Source organism: Arthrobacter oryzae, assembly GCF_037911235.1.
Taxonomy (GTDB): Bacteria; Actinomycetota; Actinomycetes; order Actinomycetales; family Micrococcaceae; genus Arthrobacter; species Arthrobacter oryzae_E.
This window is the reverse complement of record NZ_JBBLYW010000020.1, coordinates 17872-33526: the sequence shown is the minus strand read 5'-3', so window position 1 is coordinate 33526 and position 15655 is coordinate 17872. Positions and strand designations below refer to the sequence as shown.

Sequence of the window (15655 nt, the reverse complement as noted above, 5' to 3'; positions counted from 1 at the left end):
GAGAGCGTCGGGCTAGGCCAGGGGGCGGTGCATCTCCACGGCCTCTTCGTGCCGGGGACTGTTCGGGTTCATCAGTGAATTCTTGCGGCCGTAGCCGAAGTAAATCACCAGGCCAACGACAAGCCAGACGCCGAAGCGTGCCCAGGTTTCCCAGTGCAGCTGGAACATCAGGAAGGCCGAGGCCAGCACGCCGAACGCGGGAACCAGCGGCATGAAGGGCAGGCGGAAGGCGCGCGGAGCATCCGGCTTCTTGTAGCGGAAGATGATGACGGCCAAACAGACCACCACGAACGCAGCCAGGATGCCGATGTTCGTCAGGTCGGCGACGGCCTTGATCGGGAAGACGCCCGCCAGCAAGGCCGAAGCAACGCCGGCAATCCAGGTCACACGCTGCGGGGTTCCATGGTGGTCCGTCTTGGCGAACCAGCCCGGGAGCAGTCCGTCGCGGCTCATGGAGAACCAGACGCGCGTGACACCGAGCAGGAAGGTCAGCATCACGGTGAGGATGGACAGCACCGCGAACACGGAGATGATGGTGGCGATCACAGGCAGGCCGACGCCGGTAAACGCGGAAGCGAAGCCGGCCTTCGGGTCGATGTCCTGGTAGTTCTGCATACCGGTAAGGACCAGGGTGGCCGCCACGTAGAGCAGCATGGCAATGATGAGGGACAGGATGATCGCCTTGGGCATGTGCTTCTTGCCGTCGGTGGCTTCCTCGGCCGCGGTGCTCATGGCGTCGTAGCCGAAGACCGCGAAGAACACCGTGGCCGAACCCGCCAGCACCGGACCGAAGCCGCTGGGCATGAACGGGTTGTAGTTGTTCGTGTCGATGTAGAAGATGCCCAGGCCGATGATGAACAGGATCAGGACAACCTTGATGGCCACCGCCACCAGCTCAAACCGGCCGAACGCCCGGGTGCCGCGGGACAGGATCCAGGTGACGATCAGGCAGACCACGATGGCCGGGATGTTGACGATGCCGCCCTTGCCTTCATCCGGCGTGGACGTCATCCAGACGGGCATCTGGATGCCGATGCCGGTGAGGAACGCGTCGAAGTAGCCGGAAATACCAATGGCCACAACGGCCACAATCGCAATGTACTCGAGGAGCAGGTCCCAGCCGATAAACCAGCCGATCACCTCGCCGAGGGCCACATACCCGTAGGTGTAGGCCGAACCTGCGCGCGGGATCATCCCGGCAAATTCCGCATAGGACAAGGCTGCGGCTGCAGAAGCGAGGCCCGCAATCAGGAAGGAGAACAGCACTGCCGGCCCCACGCCGGGCTCGGATTCGCTGCCGTGGGCAACGAGGCCCGCCAGGGAAAAGATGCCGACGCCGATGATGCCGCCGACGCCGATTGCCGTCAACTGCCAGAGACCCAGGCTTTTCATCAGCCCGCTGTGCTTGTTTTCCTCTTCGATGTCGTCAATCGGTTTTCGCCGCATGATCGACTGGGATAAATCTTTAGTGCTCATCAGGGACTCCTGCATAGATGTGGACCCATCAATCCGCCCTGTGATGGGACTTACTCAGTCTGTTTAGTATGCAAGCCCTCTTGCATTAGATAAAGTGAATTCTCCTAATTAATATTCATTAGATTTAGCGAAGGAACAGGCATGCTCGACGTCCGGCGGTTGAGGCTGCTCCGTGAACTCAAAATCCGGGGAACTCTCGCCGAGGTGGCGGAGGCACTCCAGTACAGTCCGTCGTCGGTCTCCCAGCAGCTGGCCCTACTCGAGAAGGAGGCCGGGGTGCAACTGCTGCGCAAGACCGGGCGGCGCGTCCAACTGACCCCGCAGGCCGAAGTCCTTGTGGCACACACCGGCCACCTGCTCGAAACGATTGAACAGGCCGAGGCCGATCTGGCAGCAAGCCTTACCACCGTTTCAGGCACCGTCCGGATCGCCGTCTTCCAATCCGCCGCCCTCGCCCTGATGCCCGGCACGCTCACCCGGATGGCGGCCGCCTACCCCGAAGTCAGGATCGAGATGGTCCAGCGCGAACCGGAAACGGCCCTGCACGAAACTTGGGCGCGGGACTTTGACCTGGTCATCGCCGAGCAGTATCCCGGCCATGCCGCCCCGCGGTACGCGGAACTGGACCGCCTCCGGCTGACCGGCGACGCCATCCGGCTTGCAGTCCCCGGACCGGAAAAGGGCCTTCCGCCCATCCGTTCGCTCGAAGACACTGCGGAGCTTGCCTGGGTGATGGAGCCGCGGGGCGCGGCATCCCGGCACTGGGCCGAGCAGGCCTGCCGCAGCGCAGGGTTCGAGCCCGACGTCAGGTATGAAACGGCCGACCTGCAGGCGCAGATCCGGCTGATCGAGTCCGGCAACGCCGTTGGCCTGATGCCCGACCTCGTCTGGACCGGACGGGGAACATCGGCGCAGCTGCTACTCCTGCCGGGCAACCCGCACCGGACCGTCTTCACGTCCGTGCGGCGGTCCAGCGCCAAACGGCCTGCCATTCTGGCCGCCCGCGAAGTGCTGGCCATAACAGCCGATTCCATTGCCCCGGCCGGACCGGTACCGCCGGAGGCAATCTCCGCCTAAGCCCCCGGGAAAGCCGCCGGCGAAGGCCGCAGAGCCCCGAACAGTCCCCGCCGCAAAGTTCCCTGCGTCACAGCGCGGAAGTGCGTCGGGCGTTAGACTGGGCACGTTATGAATCGCACAATGTTTAAGTCCAAAATCCACCGGGCCACTGTCACGCACGCCGATCTGCACTACGTGGGGTCGGTCACCGTTGACCTGGACCTGCTGGAGGCTGCGGACATTCTCCCGGGAGAGCTCGTGGCGATCGTCGACGTCACCAACGGCGCCCGACTGGAAACGTACACCATTGCCGGCGAGCGCGGTTCCGGTGTTATCGGCATCAACGGCGCCGCTGCGCACCTCATGCATGAGAATGACATCGTCATCCTGATCACCTATGCCGAGATGACCACTGAAGAAGCCAAGGCATACACGCCGAAGGTGGTCCACGTGGACAAGGACAACAGGATTGTCCAGATCGGCAACGACCCCGCAGAGGGCCACACCCGCGGCCTCATGCGGCCACCGTACGCCCTGAACAACTCCGCCCTGAACTAAGGGTTCCGGTCAGGCCGCGCGGCCCGGAATCCGGCGCGTCCGGATACCGAGATCCTGCCCACACTGCGGCTTCAGGCTGAATAAATCTGATTAGGCTGGGTTGGTGACTGCCAACCCCCGAAACGCCGTGATGCCCGGCCTCCCGGAAGAACTCGCAGGGAAACTGCCAGGGACAGCCGGGTGCTAGGCGTTCTCGCGGGCTTCTTCGTAGTGTGGTCCATCATTCTCGTGGGCATGTTCGTGGGCCGCCGGAATGTCCTCGGAGAAAACGCCCGCTCCGTGCTGAGCGCGCTGACGTTCTTCGTGGCCAGCCCGGCCCTCCTCTTCGAGACCCTGAGTAAGGCCAAGCTGCACGACGTCTTTGCCGCTCCCCTGTTGGTGACAGCCGCCGGCGCGATGGTCACGGCCGCAATCTTCTTCGTGATCGTCCGGTTTCTGTTGAAACGGACCGTGCCCGAATCGCTGATGTCATCGATGAGCGCGTCACTGGCGAACTCCGCCAACTTGGGCATTCCCATCGCCGTGTACGTGCTCGGCGACGCCGGCTACGTGGCGCCGCTGCTGATCTTCCAGCTGGCCTTCTTCACGCCGCTCTTCCTGATGGCCCTGGATGCCACCACCAGCTCGCACCGGACCACCCCTGCCGGCTTTGCCCTCATGATCCTCAGGAACCCGATGATCGTGGGGTCGGCCCTGGGCCTGGTGGTGGCGGGAACGGGATGGCAGGTGCCGGAGCTGGTCATGCAGCCCATCCATCTGATTGGCGGGGCAGCCATCCCGGCCATGCTGATCGCCTTCGGCATGAGCCTGAACGGATCACGGCCGCTGCAGGCAGCCGCTGGCCGCCGCATCGATACGCTCCTCGCCAGCGCGTTCAAGCTCGTGGTCCACCCGGCCATCGCCTATCTGGTGGCACGGCTGATCGGCATGGAGGGGCAGGCCCTCTTCGCCGTCGTGGTGACGTCCGCCCTGCCCACTGCCCAGAACGTTTTCGTGGCGGCCAGCCGCTACCGCACCGGCATCACCGTGGCCAAGGACACCGTCCTGATCACCACGGTGGTCGCCGTGCCGGCCATGATCGGCGTGGCCCTTCTCCTGGCTTAGACCTTGTCCAAAGGTCTCAGTTCTTCTGGTGCTGGTCCAGGATCCGGGCGCAGCGGATGAAGCCCAGGTGGGAGTAGGCCTGCGGATGGTTGCCCAGGTGGGTTTCGGTGCCGGGATCGTACTCTTCGGGAAGCAGGCCGGTGGGGCCGAACAGGTTCACCAGCTGGTCGAACAAATCCCAGGCCTCCTCGATCCGGCCCACCGCCACATAGGCCTCGATCAGCCAGGTGGTGCAGATGTGGAAGCCGCCCTCCAAACCCGGCAGCCCGTCGTCGTACCTGTACCGGAAAACGGTAGGTCCCACCCGAAGCTCACGTTCCACGGCGGTGACGGTGTCCAGGAACCGCTGGTCGTTCACATCCAGCAGGCCGGACAGGCCGATGTGCAGCACGGCGGCGTCCAGGTCCGGGCTGTCGTAGGCCACGGTGTAGGACGCCGCGCCGTCGTCCCAGCCCTCGCGGAGGACTTCCTCGCGGATCGTTGCTGCGGTGGGCGCCCACGCGGGCTCCGGCGCCCTGCCGTGCCGGGCCGCGGTGCGCAGGGCGCGGTCCAGCGTCACCCAGCACATCACCTTGGTGTACACGTGGTGCCGGGGTGCGCGGCGAGCTTCCCAGATCCCGTGGTCTGCCTCGTGCCAGCGGGCCAACACGGCGGAGGCCATCTGCACCATTAGCTCCCAATGCGAATCCTCCAGTGTGCCCTCGCGCTCACTCACCGCGCAGATCAGCTCCGCGATGGGACCGAAGACGTCCAGCTGCACCTGATGGTCCGCGGCGTTGCCGATCCTGACGGGGCGTGATCCCGCATAGCCGGGAAGGCTTTCGATGATCGCCTCCGTGGAGAGCGGCGCCCCTGTGACCGAGTACAGCGGGTGCAGCCATTCCGGCCCGGGCGCGTTGTCCAGGATCCGGCCCAGCCAGCGCAGGAATCCGTACGCTTCCTTGCTGGAACCCAGGTCCACGAGCGCGTTGACGGTCATGGAGCCGTCCCGCAGCCAGCAGTAGCGGTAGTCCCAGTTACGGGTGCCCCCGATTCCCTCCGGCAGCGACGTGGTGGGGGCGGCAAGCACGGCGCCGGTGGGTTCGTGCACCAGCGCGCGGAGCACCAGCGCCGAGCGGCGCACCAGCGAGGGTTTGACGCCCGGCAGCTCCAGGTCCTGGACCCACCGCCGGGACTGATGGGCGACGGCGGCGCGGCGCTCCGTTTCGCCGCCCACCCCGGTGTGGGTGGGCTCGGTGTCACCGCAGCGCAGGTTGAGCACCACGGGCCCGTTCCGCAGGTTGACGTCCGCAGTGGCCGTGGCATGGCGGCCGTCCGAGGTGATGGAAAAGCTGACGCCGGGAGCCAGCAGGATGATGGGATCGGAGGTGCCCACTACGTGCAGTTCCTCGCCCCGGGCCTCCATGCTGAACGGCGCGTTGGCGTAGTCGGGCCGGGGCGCGAAGACGATCCGTGCCGCGCCGCTCCCGGACAGCACCCGGACCAGGCTGGTGATCCCGTCCGGGGCGGGTTCGAGGTAGTCGGTCACAGTGACGTCGGCCCAGCGGGTTTCCACGATCATTGTGCTGTCCACGTAGCGCTGGCCCAGGACCTGGGACGCTTTAACCGGTTCCACGGAGAAGTGTCCCGCGGCGTCACCGCCCAGGATGTGGGCGAACAGGGACCCCGAGTCCGGCAGCGGGTGGCTCATCCAGCAGACCTTGGCTTCAGGGGTGATCAGGGCCGTGGACGAGCCGTTGCCGATCATCGAGTGGCGCTCCAGGCCGACGGCGTCCTCGCCGAAAAGCCATGCGCGCCGCAATTCGAACAGGATGGCCAGCACCCGCGCGAAGGATTCCGGGTCCCGGAGGCGGTGTGCGGCCGAGGAAGGCCCCTCCCCTACCTTGATCCCCATGTCCGGACCGCGCAGGGTGGCCATGGCCAGTTCATCGCTGGAGGCGTCCCCGGCGTAGAGGGCGGCACTCACGCCCAGGCGGGCGCGGAGGTGTTCCAGGGCGTCGGCCTTGGACGGCTCCACAACGGAAAGGTCCAGCACGGAGCCGTCCACAATATAGAACAGCCCGTGGGCGCGGGCCACTTCCTCCGCCTTCTCCAGCACCTTGGCGACAATAGCGGCCGAGGCCGGGCGGGTGTGCACGGACACCGCCACGGGCTTGCGCTCGATGCTGATCCCCTTGTAGGCGCCGATCGTTTCGACGAGGGCCTGGCTTGCCTGCTGCAGCACTGATTCGGTGGCCAGCGACAGGCCGTGGGCAAAGCCCATGTCGAATTCGGCGCCGTGGGAGCCCACCAGATGCACCTCCGCCGGGAGCCTGGAAACTGCCGCCAGGTCCCGCAGCGACCGGCCGGAGATGACGGCAGCGTGGGTGTTGGGCAGGGCGGCCAGGGCCCGGAGGGCAATCGCGGCACTGCCCAGCGGCAGGGTCTCGGTGGAAATCCCCTCCGCGTCGCAAAGCGTTCCGCCGTAGTTGCAGGCCACCAGCAGTCCGGGGGTGCGGGCCAGGATCTTGAGTTCAGCGAGCAGCTGCGGGGTGAGTCCGTCGTCGGCCGCGTCGGACTGCACAAAAGCGCGGAGCAGGCCGAGCGGCAGCGAACGCGTCAGGAGGGCAGAATCGGCCACGGACTGGTTGAGCGGAGTAGGCACAGGCGACGTCCTTCGGATAATCCCCAATGATGCGTGAGAGAAGTCCGGCGAGGGACATACCCCCAGTCTCCGATGCCGTCGTTACACCAGAATATCCCTGTCATTGCCGGAATGTAACGTGTGCGCAGCCCCGGTTATCAGGCGGCAGCCAGGCGGCTACCGCGCGCGCTTCAGCACAACGGCAGTGGCGTCGTCGGAGACGTCGCGGCCCGAGGCCAGCGCCATGACGGCGTCGCAGGCGGCCTGGGCGCTGGGGCTGCCGCAGACCGTGCCGGCCACCACGGCCGTCAGGACTTCGACGTCGGGGTACACATCAAGCAGGCCGTCGCTGACCACAGCCAGGCAATCGCCGGGCTCCAGCAAAACCTCGTGGGCGTCCCATTCCTGGTCCGGCCATGCACCCACGGGAGGGCCGCCGGTGAGCAGCCGCGAGCAGCTTCCGTCCGGCCTGATGTGCAGCGCCAGGCCGTGGCCGGCGTCGACGTACTGCAGGATTCCGGCAGCTGCGTCCAGGCGGGCGTGGAAGAGGGTGACAAAGGAGGCGGACTGTTCGAGGTCGGCTTCCAGGATCCGGCCCGCCGAGCTGAATGCCTCACTCAACGGCGTCCGGTGCGCCACGGACCGCATGACGGCGCGGACGGTGGCCGCGATCAGCGCGGCGCCCATGCCCTTGCCCATGGCGTCGGCCAGCGTCAGCTGCAGCCCGCCGGCGCTCGGATACCAGTCGTAAAAGTCGCCGCCGACGTTGCGGGAGGGCCGGAAGGATCCGGCGATGTCGAATCCGTCGGTAGACAGGCCCTCGGCCGGGAGCAGGCTCCGCTGGACTTCGACGGCGCGGCGCAGTTCGTCCTGGGCTGCGGCTTCGTGGACGGCACTGGCCCGCGGCCTGCGGAACAGGGCGGTGATCCGCGAGCCGAGTTCCCGGGGGCTGAAGGGCTTGGTGATGTAGTCATCGGCGCCGGTGTCGAGCCCGGAGAGCCGGTCCAGTTCCTCGCCGCGGGCGGTGATCATCAGGATGTACGCGTCGGAAAACCGGCGCAGCTGGCGGCAGACCTCAACGCCGTCGATGTCCGGCAGGTTCAGGTCAAGGGTCACCAGTTCGGCGCCGTCGCGCTGCATCAGTTCGACGCCGGCCCGCCCCGATGACACGGCGGAGACCTGGAATCCCTGCTTGGTCAGGATGTGGACCAGCAGTCCGCGGATATCGTCATCGTCCTCAATGACCAGGGCACGGCGTACGTCCGGCTCTTCAGTCATGCACCAATTAGACTCCGTGCGGGCTCCCGTTGTCACATCGGTACCAATCAGGCCGTCCTGTCACACCAGCGCGGTCTCCGCCGCCTATACGCGGACCAGCCCCGCAGCCCTGGCGAGCAGTTCGACGGACCGCAGGCGGGCCTCGGTTCCGTTGCTTTGGTGGGCCACGATCAGTTCGTCGGCGTCAGCGTGGGCGGTGAACTCGTCCAGGTAGTCCATCACCACGTCCGGGGTGCCGATCGCCGAGTACTTCATCATCTGGGCCACGTGCTGGCCCTGCGGCGAGTCGAGGATCATGTCCGCTTCATCGTCGGTGAACACCCTGCCGTTGCCGAAGAACAGGGATACCCTGGCGCGCTTGGTCGCCTGGAACATTTCCTGGGCCTCGGAGGCGGAATCCGCCGCAATCACGTTGACGCCGGCAATCACGTGCGGAGCGTCCAGCTGGGCCGAGGGCTTGAATTCCCGGCGGTAGATGGCCACGGCGTCCTGCAGGGCGTTGGGGGCGAAATGCGAGGCGAAGGCGTACGGCAGTCCCAGCTGCGCTGCCAGCCGGGCCCCGAAAAGCGAGGACCCCAGGATGTACAGCGGCACGTTGGTGCCCTTGCCCGGCGTGGCCTCAACGCCCTGGATGCGGGTGGGGCCGGTCAGGTAGCCCTGCAGTTCCAGGACATCCTGCGGGAAGCTGTCCGCCGACATGGGGTCGCGGCGAAGTGCGCGCATAGTGTTCTGGTCACTGCCGGGCGCCCGGCCCAGGCCCAGGTCGATGCGGCCCGGATGCAGCGTCTCCAGCGTGCCGAACTGTTCCGCGATGGTCAGCGGGGAGTGGTTGGGCAGCATCACTCCGCCGGCTCCCAGCCTGATGCTGCTGGTGTTGGCCGCGATGTGGGCGATCAGTACGCTCGTGGCCGAGGACGCGATAGAGGACATGTTGTGGTGCTCCGCGTACCAGACCCGCCGGTAGCCCAGCTCCTCTGCCCGCTGCGCCATGGCCACGCTGCCGGCGAAACTCTCGGCTGCCGTCTGGCCCTTAGCGATGGTGGCCAGGTCAAGGATGGAAAGCGGAACAGTCACGGAGGAGCGGGCCTTTCGTAGCGGAGCGTTGCTGGCGGCGCGCTCCGGTGGCGGAGCACGCACAGTGGCGACAACGACGGCGGCGGCCGGATTATTTCTGCAGGTGGCCGTGGCGCCGGACACGCGGCAGCCGTGGCCCCGGACACGCGGGAGCGGGGCCGCCGTTTCCGGCAACCCCGCTCCGTTTTAGCCCAGTTGTGCCATTTGGCTACGCGGGCGCCTACTTTAGCTTGAAGTTGGCGGCGATGACTGAGCCGTCGTCCGCAACCATCGAGAGCTGGAAGCAGGCGCCGGGCGTGTTTGGCGTCTTCCAGTTGTAGATGTACTGGCCGCCCGTGGAGTCGTACCGAAGGGAGGTGTTCCCGGTGGCCGTGATCTCGATTGCGTCCTGGAGCGCCAGCGTGCTGCAGGCGGCCGGCCGGATCTTCATCTCCACGAAGCTGGTGTCCGTCAGTTCCCTGGAGCCCGCAAACAGTTCGAACTTGGCGGGAACGGTGCTGCCGGCCTTCACCGTATTGACGACATTCGCCCCCATATCAATGGGCTGGTAGAACCCCTTGGTTTCCCAGTTGTTGACTTTGTAGGTGTGCGTCGTTGTGGAGGTGCGGCCGGCAACATCGGTGGCCGTGGCGACCAATGTGTGGGTGCCGGGCTCGTTCGAGTATCCGCTCACGGTGCAACCCGCCGGGCCGGAGCCGGCGTCAGCGGCAGAGCACGTGGGTGCGGAGCCGACGAAGCCGAAGTACGCGTCACCCAGCACTGAATCGAACGTGGCAACCGGATCGGTGAGGTCCACCTTGAAGGAGCCGCTGGACGCTGCTCCGGCAGACGTGGTGTTGCCAGCCCTGTCGGTGAAGGCCGGGCTGGCTAGGACCAGGTCCGTGCCTTCTTCGGTGGACACCGCTGTATCCTCCGGGGCCGCCAGGCCGGACAGCTCATCCGTCCCGGTGAAGGTCGCGGTGACGGGACCGGTGAACCATCCGTTCTCGCCCGCTTCGCCGCTAAGCCCGGCGAACGCAACGGAGGGCGCCGTGAGGTCGATATCGAAGTTCGCCGACGCCGCACCGGCCTCGGAGGTGTTGCCGGCAACGTCCTCGAAGGCAGGGCTCCCAACGACCACACCAAATCCCTCGCCGACGGACGTTGCGGTCTGGGTCGTTACAGCAGGCCCGGAGACGGCGTCGGTCGCGGTGAACGTCGCTGTGACCGGAGCGTTGTACCAGCCGTCGACGTTGGGCGCCCGGTCGGCCGCGGTGTAGGCCACCGACGGCGCCGTCGCGTCGATCTTGAAGCTCTCGATCACCGCCCCGAGGGCCGAGGGGTTCCCGGCGGTATCGCTGAACACCGGGCTCCTGAGCTCAATGAATTCGCCTTCCGCTCCGTCGGCCGTGGTTGCGGTTGCAGTCTGCGACGCCGGACCGGACGTTGCGTCTGTGGCCGTGAAGGTCGCTGTGACGGGTCCCCTGAACCACCCGTTGTTGCCGGCCAGGCCTTCCGCTCCCGTGTAGCTGACGTCGGGGGCAGTGCCGTCAAGGCCCACTAGGACGGTTTCCACGGAGGCAGTGCCGCCGGCGCTCGTTGCAGAGCAGCTATACGTGATTTTTGCTTGGTCCGCCGAAATGGCCTGGTCAACGCAGCCGGAAATGGTCAGTGAGGCCGGCGACTCCGGATCGGTGACCGTCCAGCTGAGGTTCAGCGGAACAGTAAACCATTCGCTCAGTCCGTTGGGGGTTCCGGGGGTAAGGGTGTAGCTGATCTGCGGCCCGCTGGGGTCCACGATGTCGTAGCTCGCGGATCCCGTGGCGGTGAGGCCGCCGCCGTCGGTGTAGCTGCAGCTCGCTGTCTGCCGGCCGAGGCCGTCCGGCGAGTTGGGGCCGGTGATGTCGCTGAGGGTCGCGGCGAACGATTTAGGCCCGTCTTCGGCGTCCACAATGTTGCACGTAGCCGCGGGGACTGAGCCCTTGGCGTAGGACGCACCCGTGCTGACTCCGGCCACCGTGAGGGTCGGCGCCGTATTGGCGGGGGCGGGAGCTGCCACGTTGACGGTGAACGTCGCCGGGGCAAGGTCGAACATTCCGCCGGTGTCATTGACAGCCTGGGTGGCGCTGACAGTGGCGGTGCCCGCGGCGACGGGAGTAACGGTCACAATCTTCGTGCTCCCGCAGCTCGTGAAGGTCACCGAAGAAGGGCTGACGGTGGCAATCGCTGTGTTGCTCGATACGAGGTTCAGTGTAAGGACGGTGCTTCCCGTCAGGTTGCAGCCGTTCTTACCCGGATCGTTCGTGGGGTCTATAGCCAGCGTGGTGGTCCCGGCGGCCCCGCCCGCATTCAGCGGCATGGTCTCGGCCACCGCGTCAACGGTCGAGTCGAGGTTGTTAAAAACATCATCCGCCTGCGCCACCCCGGCCCCGGCAAGCAGCAATCCGGCCGCCGTCACCCCGGCCAGGAGCTTCCGGCCGGCATCACCCGCGGACCACGCGGGTCCCCGAGCCGTTCCCCGCCTGCTTTTCGATCCCCGCCCGGGACCCTTTCTTCCTGATTCGTTCACTGCAGCGCCTCCCATCGCAACAATGCGGCCATCATTGGCCGCAAATGTAGTCCCGATGCTAGGTTGGCGCGCTCCGAAAAACACCAGTAAATTCCACTCGACTTTTGGTGTTTTTATACCTGTTTTTTGTACGCAGTACTCACTTTTTCACTCCACAAACTCAGGGCAATCCAATGCACTCCTGTCACACCGCTTACGCGCTGCCCCTAATTGCAGGCGACGTTGTAGTCGAGGCCGCCGGAGACATACTGTGTCAAGTCCACCCGGCTGCCCGGAGTCAGGCCCGGAAGGGAGCAGTTCGACTTGGCGCCCTTCAGGGTTCGGGCGCCGGCTAGCCAGCTGGGAAGTCCCGCCAGGTTGCTGGTTGAGGGGACGGAACCGGCGATCTTGCCCCACTGATAGCCGGTGGAATAGATCCCGACGTCGGCGCCGATGCTTTCGAAGTAGGCGGTCATTCCTTCCAGGTCGGCCCTGTTGGCTGCCGTATCCGCCTGCCAGCTGTTTTCCGTCTCCACATCCAGCCACCAAAAATATGTGTCCGGGTCCTCCACACCGCGCACCACGGCGTCGTCGTACGCTTTCGCGTAGCCGTACATATAGGCGCAGGCCCTGTCGTTCTTGCCCTCGCACTTTCCATAGGGGTTCTTCACCACTGTGCCCATGTAGAAGTTGGAGGAAGGCCACCAGGACCCGGCCAGACCGGGGTTGGCGGTATTCACGTACAGGGCAACACGCGGCTGGCTTGTCGCCTGCGGATACCTGACGGTGGACTCTGCCCAATCCAGCTGTTCCTGAAGGCAGGGATTTGTGGCGTTCGCTAGCCCGTTGTTGACACCCACGATGGCGAAGGCAAGCCCTTCAGGAAGGGTCTGCCCGCATTGCGGCCAGGAGACGTCGATGCCCAGGGAATCGGACGGACGCGGCGGGCCCGCCGTCGCCGGACTTCCACCCATGAGGGCCAGCGCAAGCGCGGTGGCAACGGACAGAACCATCTTCAGCATCGATGCGGCCATACCAAAGCTTACTGCGCAAGCCGGGCCGACAAGGAATACTCAGCTTGCTTACCGTGTTGCCATCGTTATGAGCCGGGCCGGACGGGCCGGCCGGACAGGAGCAACATCGTGGCAAATATTCTGATGATCGTATCCGCTGCCGATTCCCTCACCATGCGGGACGGCACCAAGCACCCCACCGGCTACTGGGCCGAAGAACTGGTGGTGTCGCACCAGACCCTGCTCGACGCCGGCCACACGGTTAGCGTCGCAACGCCTGGCGGGGCCAGGCCCACCGTTGACGAGGTGAGCCTCGCAGCGGAGTCGGCCGGCGGCCAGGACCGCGCGGACAGCTTCCGCGCGTACCTCGCCAAAATCGACGCCGAGCTATCCGCGCCGCTGGTGCTCGCCGACGTCGATCCCTCCGGGTACGACGCCGTGGTGATGCCGGGCGGACACGGCCCCATGGCGGACCTTTACAAGGACTCAGACCTGGGCCGGATCCTGAATGAGTCGGACCGGGCCGGCAAGGTCATTGCCCCGTTCTGCCACGGTCCGGCGGGCCTCCTCAGCGCTGTTGGCGACGACGGGAAGTTCACTTTCGCGGGACGCAGGCTCACCGTGTTCACGGACGAGGAGGAACTCAACGGCGGCACCGGCCCCAACACGCCGTGGTTCGTGGAAGACGTTTTGAAGGAAAAGGGAGCGATCGTGGAAAACGGCGCCGCCTGGGGCTCCAACGTGGTCCGTGACCGCAACCTGATCACCGGGCAGAATCCGCAGTCCAGCGAGGACGTGGCGAAGGAAGTCATCAAGGCCCTCGCGGAGTAGGTTCCGTGACGCCCGCGGACGCCGGATTAACCCCGATTACCCCCTGTCTCGCCGGGTTTCACCGGGCTTTGACGGGGTTTTCCCGCTGCCGGATAGTTGCTGCCACAAGCAGGAAGTCCGACATCCCAAAGGGGAAACCATGGCCCGTTTTTCAGTCAAACCCGGCGTGACCGCGGCGCTGGCCGCCACAACGATATTGGGGCTTGCAGGGTGCTCCGACCCCGGCGCAGCGGCGGCTCCGGCGTCCGGCCCGGCCACGTCCGCCACGGGCGTCAAGCAGTTCAACCTCTCGCCGCAGCAGGACCGTGTAGCGGCTGCCGTGGACCCGGCAGCCGCGGCGCTGGTGCCGGAAGCCATCAAGAAGGACGGCAAGCTGACGGTCGCCGTCAGCCCGTTCGCTGCGCCGCTGGCTGTCTACGCCACGGACAACAAGACGCCGGTGGGCAACGAGGTGGACATCGCCGTCGCGCTGGCACAGACGCTGGGCCTGGAAGCTGACATCGTTCCCACCGCCTGGGCCGACTGGCCCCTCGGCGTGGAGTCCGGCAAGTATGAGGCCGTGCTGTCCAATGTCACGGTGACCGAGGAGCGGAAGCTCAAGTTCGACTTCGCCAGCTACCGGGACGACAAGCTGGGTTTCTACGCGAAGAGCGACAGCTCCATCGCCAAAGTGGAATCCGCCCCGGACGTTGCCGGGAAACGCGTGATTGTGGGTTCGGGAACCAATCAGGAATCCATCCTGCTGCGCTGGGATGAGGAGAACAAGAAGAACGGCCTGGCCCCCGTGGAGTTCCAGTATTACGACGACGACTCCGCCTCCTCGCTCGCCCTTCAGTCCGGACGTGCGGACCTGACGTTCGGTCCGAACGCCACGGCGGCCTTCAAGGCGGCTTCCGATGCCAAAACCAAGCTGGTCGGCTTGGTGGACGGGGGCTGGCCGCTGAAGGCCAGCATCGCGGCCACCACCAAGAAGGGCAACGGCTTTGCCGCTGCGGCGCAGGCAGGCCTGAACCACCTGATCGAAGACGGCAGCTATGCCAAAATACTGGACCGTTGGGGCCTCACTGCGGAGGCCGTCCAGAAGTCCGAACTGAACCCCGCGGGCCTGCCCAAGAAGTAGCCCCGCCCTTATGTGTACGCCGTGGCGATCCCCGTCGCCGCGGCGTACGCTCATGACATGACCCCGCAAGAGCTTGCCAACCTGGCGCACCTGCGCCGGGCGCGGGACCTGATCGACAGGGACTTCGCCCGCGCCCTGGATGTGCCCACCATGGCGCGCAAAGCCCTGATGTCACCGGCGCATTTTTCGCGGCAGTTCCGGGCCGCCTACGGCGAGACCCCCTACAGCTACCTGATGACCCGCCGGATCGAGCGGGCCATGGCGTTGCTCCGTGGCGGCATGACCGTCACCGATGCCTGCATGGCCGTGGGCTGTACCTCGCTGGGGTCCTTTAGCTCACGTTTCACCGAACTCGTGGGGGAACCGCCCAGCGTGTACCGGCTGCGGAAGCACAGCGCGGTGGAGGCGATGCCCGGCTGCGTGGCGAAGATCGCCACCCGGCCCAGCCGGCGCAGCGCGGGCACAGGGGTAGGCGACCAAGTGAGCAGGATTCGAGAAGCGGTACTGACGCCCGCCGAATAGCTTGGTGGCATGAACATTTCACTCCAGTACTGCAACATCACCGTCGATGACACCGAAAAGGCCCTCGCCTTCTACCGCGATGCCCTTGGCCTCGAACTGCGCAACGACGTCGCCTCCGGGGGATTCCACTGGATCACGCTCGGCAGCCCCGACCAGCCCGGCCTGGAAATCGTGCTCTCGGAACCCCACGCCGGGCGCTCGCCGGAGGACGGGGACATGATGCAGGAGCTCCTCACCAAGGGTGTCCTGCCGATGCTCGTCTTCCGCACCGACGACCTCGACGCAACCTTCGAAAAGGTGCGCGCGTCCGGCGCCGAGGTCTTGCAGGAGCCCATCGACCAGCCCTGGGGTCCGCGCGACTGCGCCTTCCGCGACCCGTCCGGCAACATGGTCCGGATCGCACAGGCGCCGAAGGACTGACTAGAGGTACTGCTGCCAGACAGTCAGCTGCAGCCTGATGGTATCCGCGGCTG

13 protein-coding genes are annotated in these 15655 nt (G+C 66.0%); 7 read left to right on the top strand and 6 right to left on the bottom strand.

The window, feature by feature from the left end:
• Positions 1-12: 12 nt before the first annotated feature.
• Positions 13-1476: an amino acid permease gene (locus WMN78_RS06155; protein ID WP_340532673.1), complete on the bottom strand. Its 1464-nt coding sequence runs from the start codon at positions 1474-1476 to the stop codon at positions 13-15.
• 141 nt (positions 1477-1617) lie between these two features.
• Here WMN78_RS06155 and WMN78_RS06150 point away from each other — a divergent pair, with 141 nt between their 5' ends.
• From WMN78_RS06150 to WMN78_RS06140, 3 genes are all read left to right on the top strand, one after another.
• On the top strand, positions 1618-2553 hold the full coding sequence (locus WMN78_RS06150) for a LysR family transcriptional regulator (RefSeq protein ID WP_340532672.1): 936 nt from the start codon (positions 1618-1620) through the stop codon (positions 2551-2553).
• A gap of 108 nt (positions 2554-2661) precedes the next feature.
• A complete protein-coding gene (gene panD, locus WMN78_RS06145; protein WP_340532671.1) occupies positions 2662-3090 on the top strand; it encodes an aspartate 1-decarboxylase in 429 nt (142 codons plus the stop codon).
• A gap of 180 nt (positions 3091-3270) precedes the next feature.
• Positions 3271-4194 carry an AEC family transporter gene (locus WMN78_RS06140; protein WP_340532670.1) on the top strand — a complete coding sequence of 308 codons (924 nt, stop codon included), beginning with the start codon at positions 3271-3273 and terminating at the stop codon, positions 4192-4194.
• A 16-nt stretch (positions 4195-4210) separates the two neighbouring features.
• On the opposite strand, the gene WMN78_RS06135 is transcribed toward WMN78_RS06140, so the two are convergent.
• From WMN78_RS06135 to WMN78_RS06115, 5 genes are all read right to left on the bottom strand, one after another.
• Positions 4211-6838: a trehalase-like domain-containing protein gene (locus tag WMN78_RS06135; RefSeq protein ID WP_340532669.1), complete on the bottom strand. Its 2628-nt coding sequence runs from the start codon at positions 6836-6838 to the stop codon at positions 4211-4213.
• A gap of 156 nt (positions 6839-6994) precedes the next feature.
• Positions 6995-8095 (bottom strand): fused response regulator/phosphatase, encoded by a 1101-nt coding sequence (locus WMN78_RS06130; protein WP_340532668.1) that lies wholly within the window; start codon positions 8093-8095, stop codon positions 6995-6997.
• A gap of 84 nt (positions 8096-8179) precedes the next feature.
• Positions 8180-9169, bottom strand: a complete 990-nt coding sequence (locus tag WMN78_RS06125) for an LLM class flavin-dependent oxidoreductase (protein WP_340532667.1) — start codon at positions 9167-9169, stop codon at positions 8180-8182.
• Between the two features lie 220 nt (positions 9170-9389).
• Positions 9390-11591, bottom strand: coding sequence for a PxKF domain-containing protein (locus tag WMN78_RS06120; protein WP_340532666.1), 2202 nt, complete (start codon positions 11589-11591; stop codon positions 9390-9392).
• A 332-nt stretch (positions 11592-11923) separates the two neighbouring features.
• The gene (locus WMN78_RS06115) at positions 11924-12730 is read right to left on the bottom strand and encodes a hypothetical protein (RefSeq protein WP_340532665.1); all 807 of its coding nucleotides are present in this window, start codon (positions 12728-12730) and stop codon (positions 11924-11926) included.
• 108 nt (positions 12731-12838) lie between these two features.
• Here WMN78_RS06115 and WMN78_RS06110 point away from each other — a divergent pair, with 108 nt between their 5' ends.
• The 4 genes from WMN78_RS06110 (at position 12839) to WMN78_RS06095 (ending at position 15602) form a co-directional block, all read left to right on the top strand.
• Positions 12839-13540: a type 1 glutamine amidotransferase domain-containing protein gene (locus WMN78_RS06110; RefSeq protein ID WP_340532664.1), complete on the top strand. Its 702-nt coding sequence runs from the start codon at positions 12839-12841 to the stop codon at positions 13538-13540.
• 139 nt (positions 13541-13679) lie between these two features.
• Complete coding sequence (locus WMN78_RS06105; protein ID WP_340532663.1) at positions 13680-14660, top strand: ABC transporter substrate-binding protein; 981 nt, start codon at positions 13680-13682, stop codon at positions 14658-14660.
• Between the two features lie 57 nt (positions 14661-14717).
• Entirely contained in the window at positions 14718-15182 is a 465-nt protein-coding gene (locus WMN78_RS06100; RefSeq protein ID WP_340532662.1) for a helix-turn-helix transcriptional regulator, read from the top strand.
• 9 nt (positions 15183-15191) lie between these two features.
• The gene (locus tag WMN78_RS06095; RefSeq protein WP_340532661.1) at positions 15192-15602 is read left to right on the top strand and encodes a VOC family protein; all 411 of its coding nucleotides are present in this window, start codon (positions 15192-15194) and stop codon (positions 15600-15602) included.
• Positions 15603-15655: the final 53 nt, after the last annotated feature.

Bases quoted from the DNA above. Each gene is read 5' to 3' on its own strand.
- WMN78_RS06155 (WP_340532673.1), bottom strand. From the start codon at position 1,476: ATGAGCACTAAAGATTTATCCCAGTCGATCATGCGGCGAAAACCGATT.
- WMN78_RS06150 (WP_340532672.1), top strand. From the start codon at position 1,618: ATGCTCGACGTCCGGCGGTTGAGGCTGCTCCGTGAACTCAAAATCCGG.
- panD (WP_340532671.1), top strand. From the start codon at position 2,662: ATGAATCGCACAATGTTTAAGTCCAAAATCCACCGGGCCACTGTCACG.
- WMN78_RS06130 (WP_340532668.1), bottom strand. From the start codon at position 8,095: ATGACTGAAGAGCCGGACGTACGCCGTGCCCTGGTCATTGAGGACGAT.
- WMN78_RS06115 (WP_340532665.1), bottom strand. From the start codon at position 12,730: ATGGCCGCATCGATGCTGAAGATGGTTCTGTCCGTTGCCACCGCGCTT.
- WMN78_RS06105 (WP_340532663.1), top strand. From the start codon at position 13,680: ATGGCCCGTTTTTCAGTCAAACCCGGCGTGACCGCGGCGCTGGCCGCC.
- WMN78_RS06100 (WP_340532662.1), top strand. From the start codon at position 14,718: ATGACCCCGCAAGAGCTTGCCAACCTGGCGCACCTGCGCCGGGCGCGG.
- WMN78_RS06095 (WP_340532661.1), top strand. From the start codon at position 15,192: ATGAACATTTCACTCCAGTACTGCAACATCACCGTCGATGACACCGAA.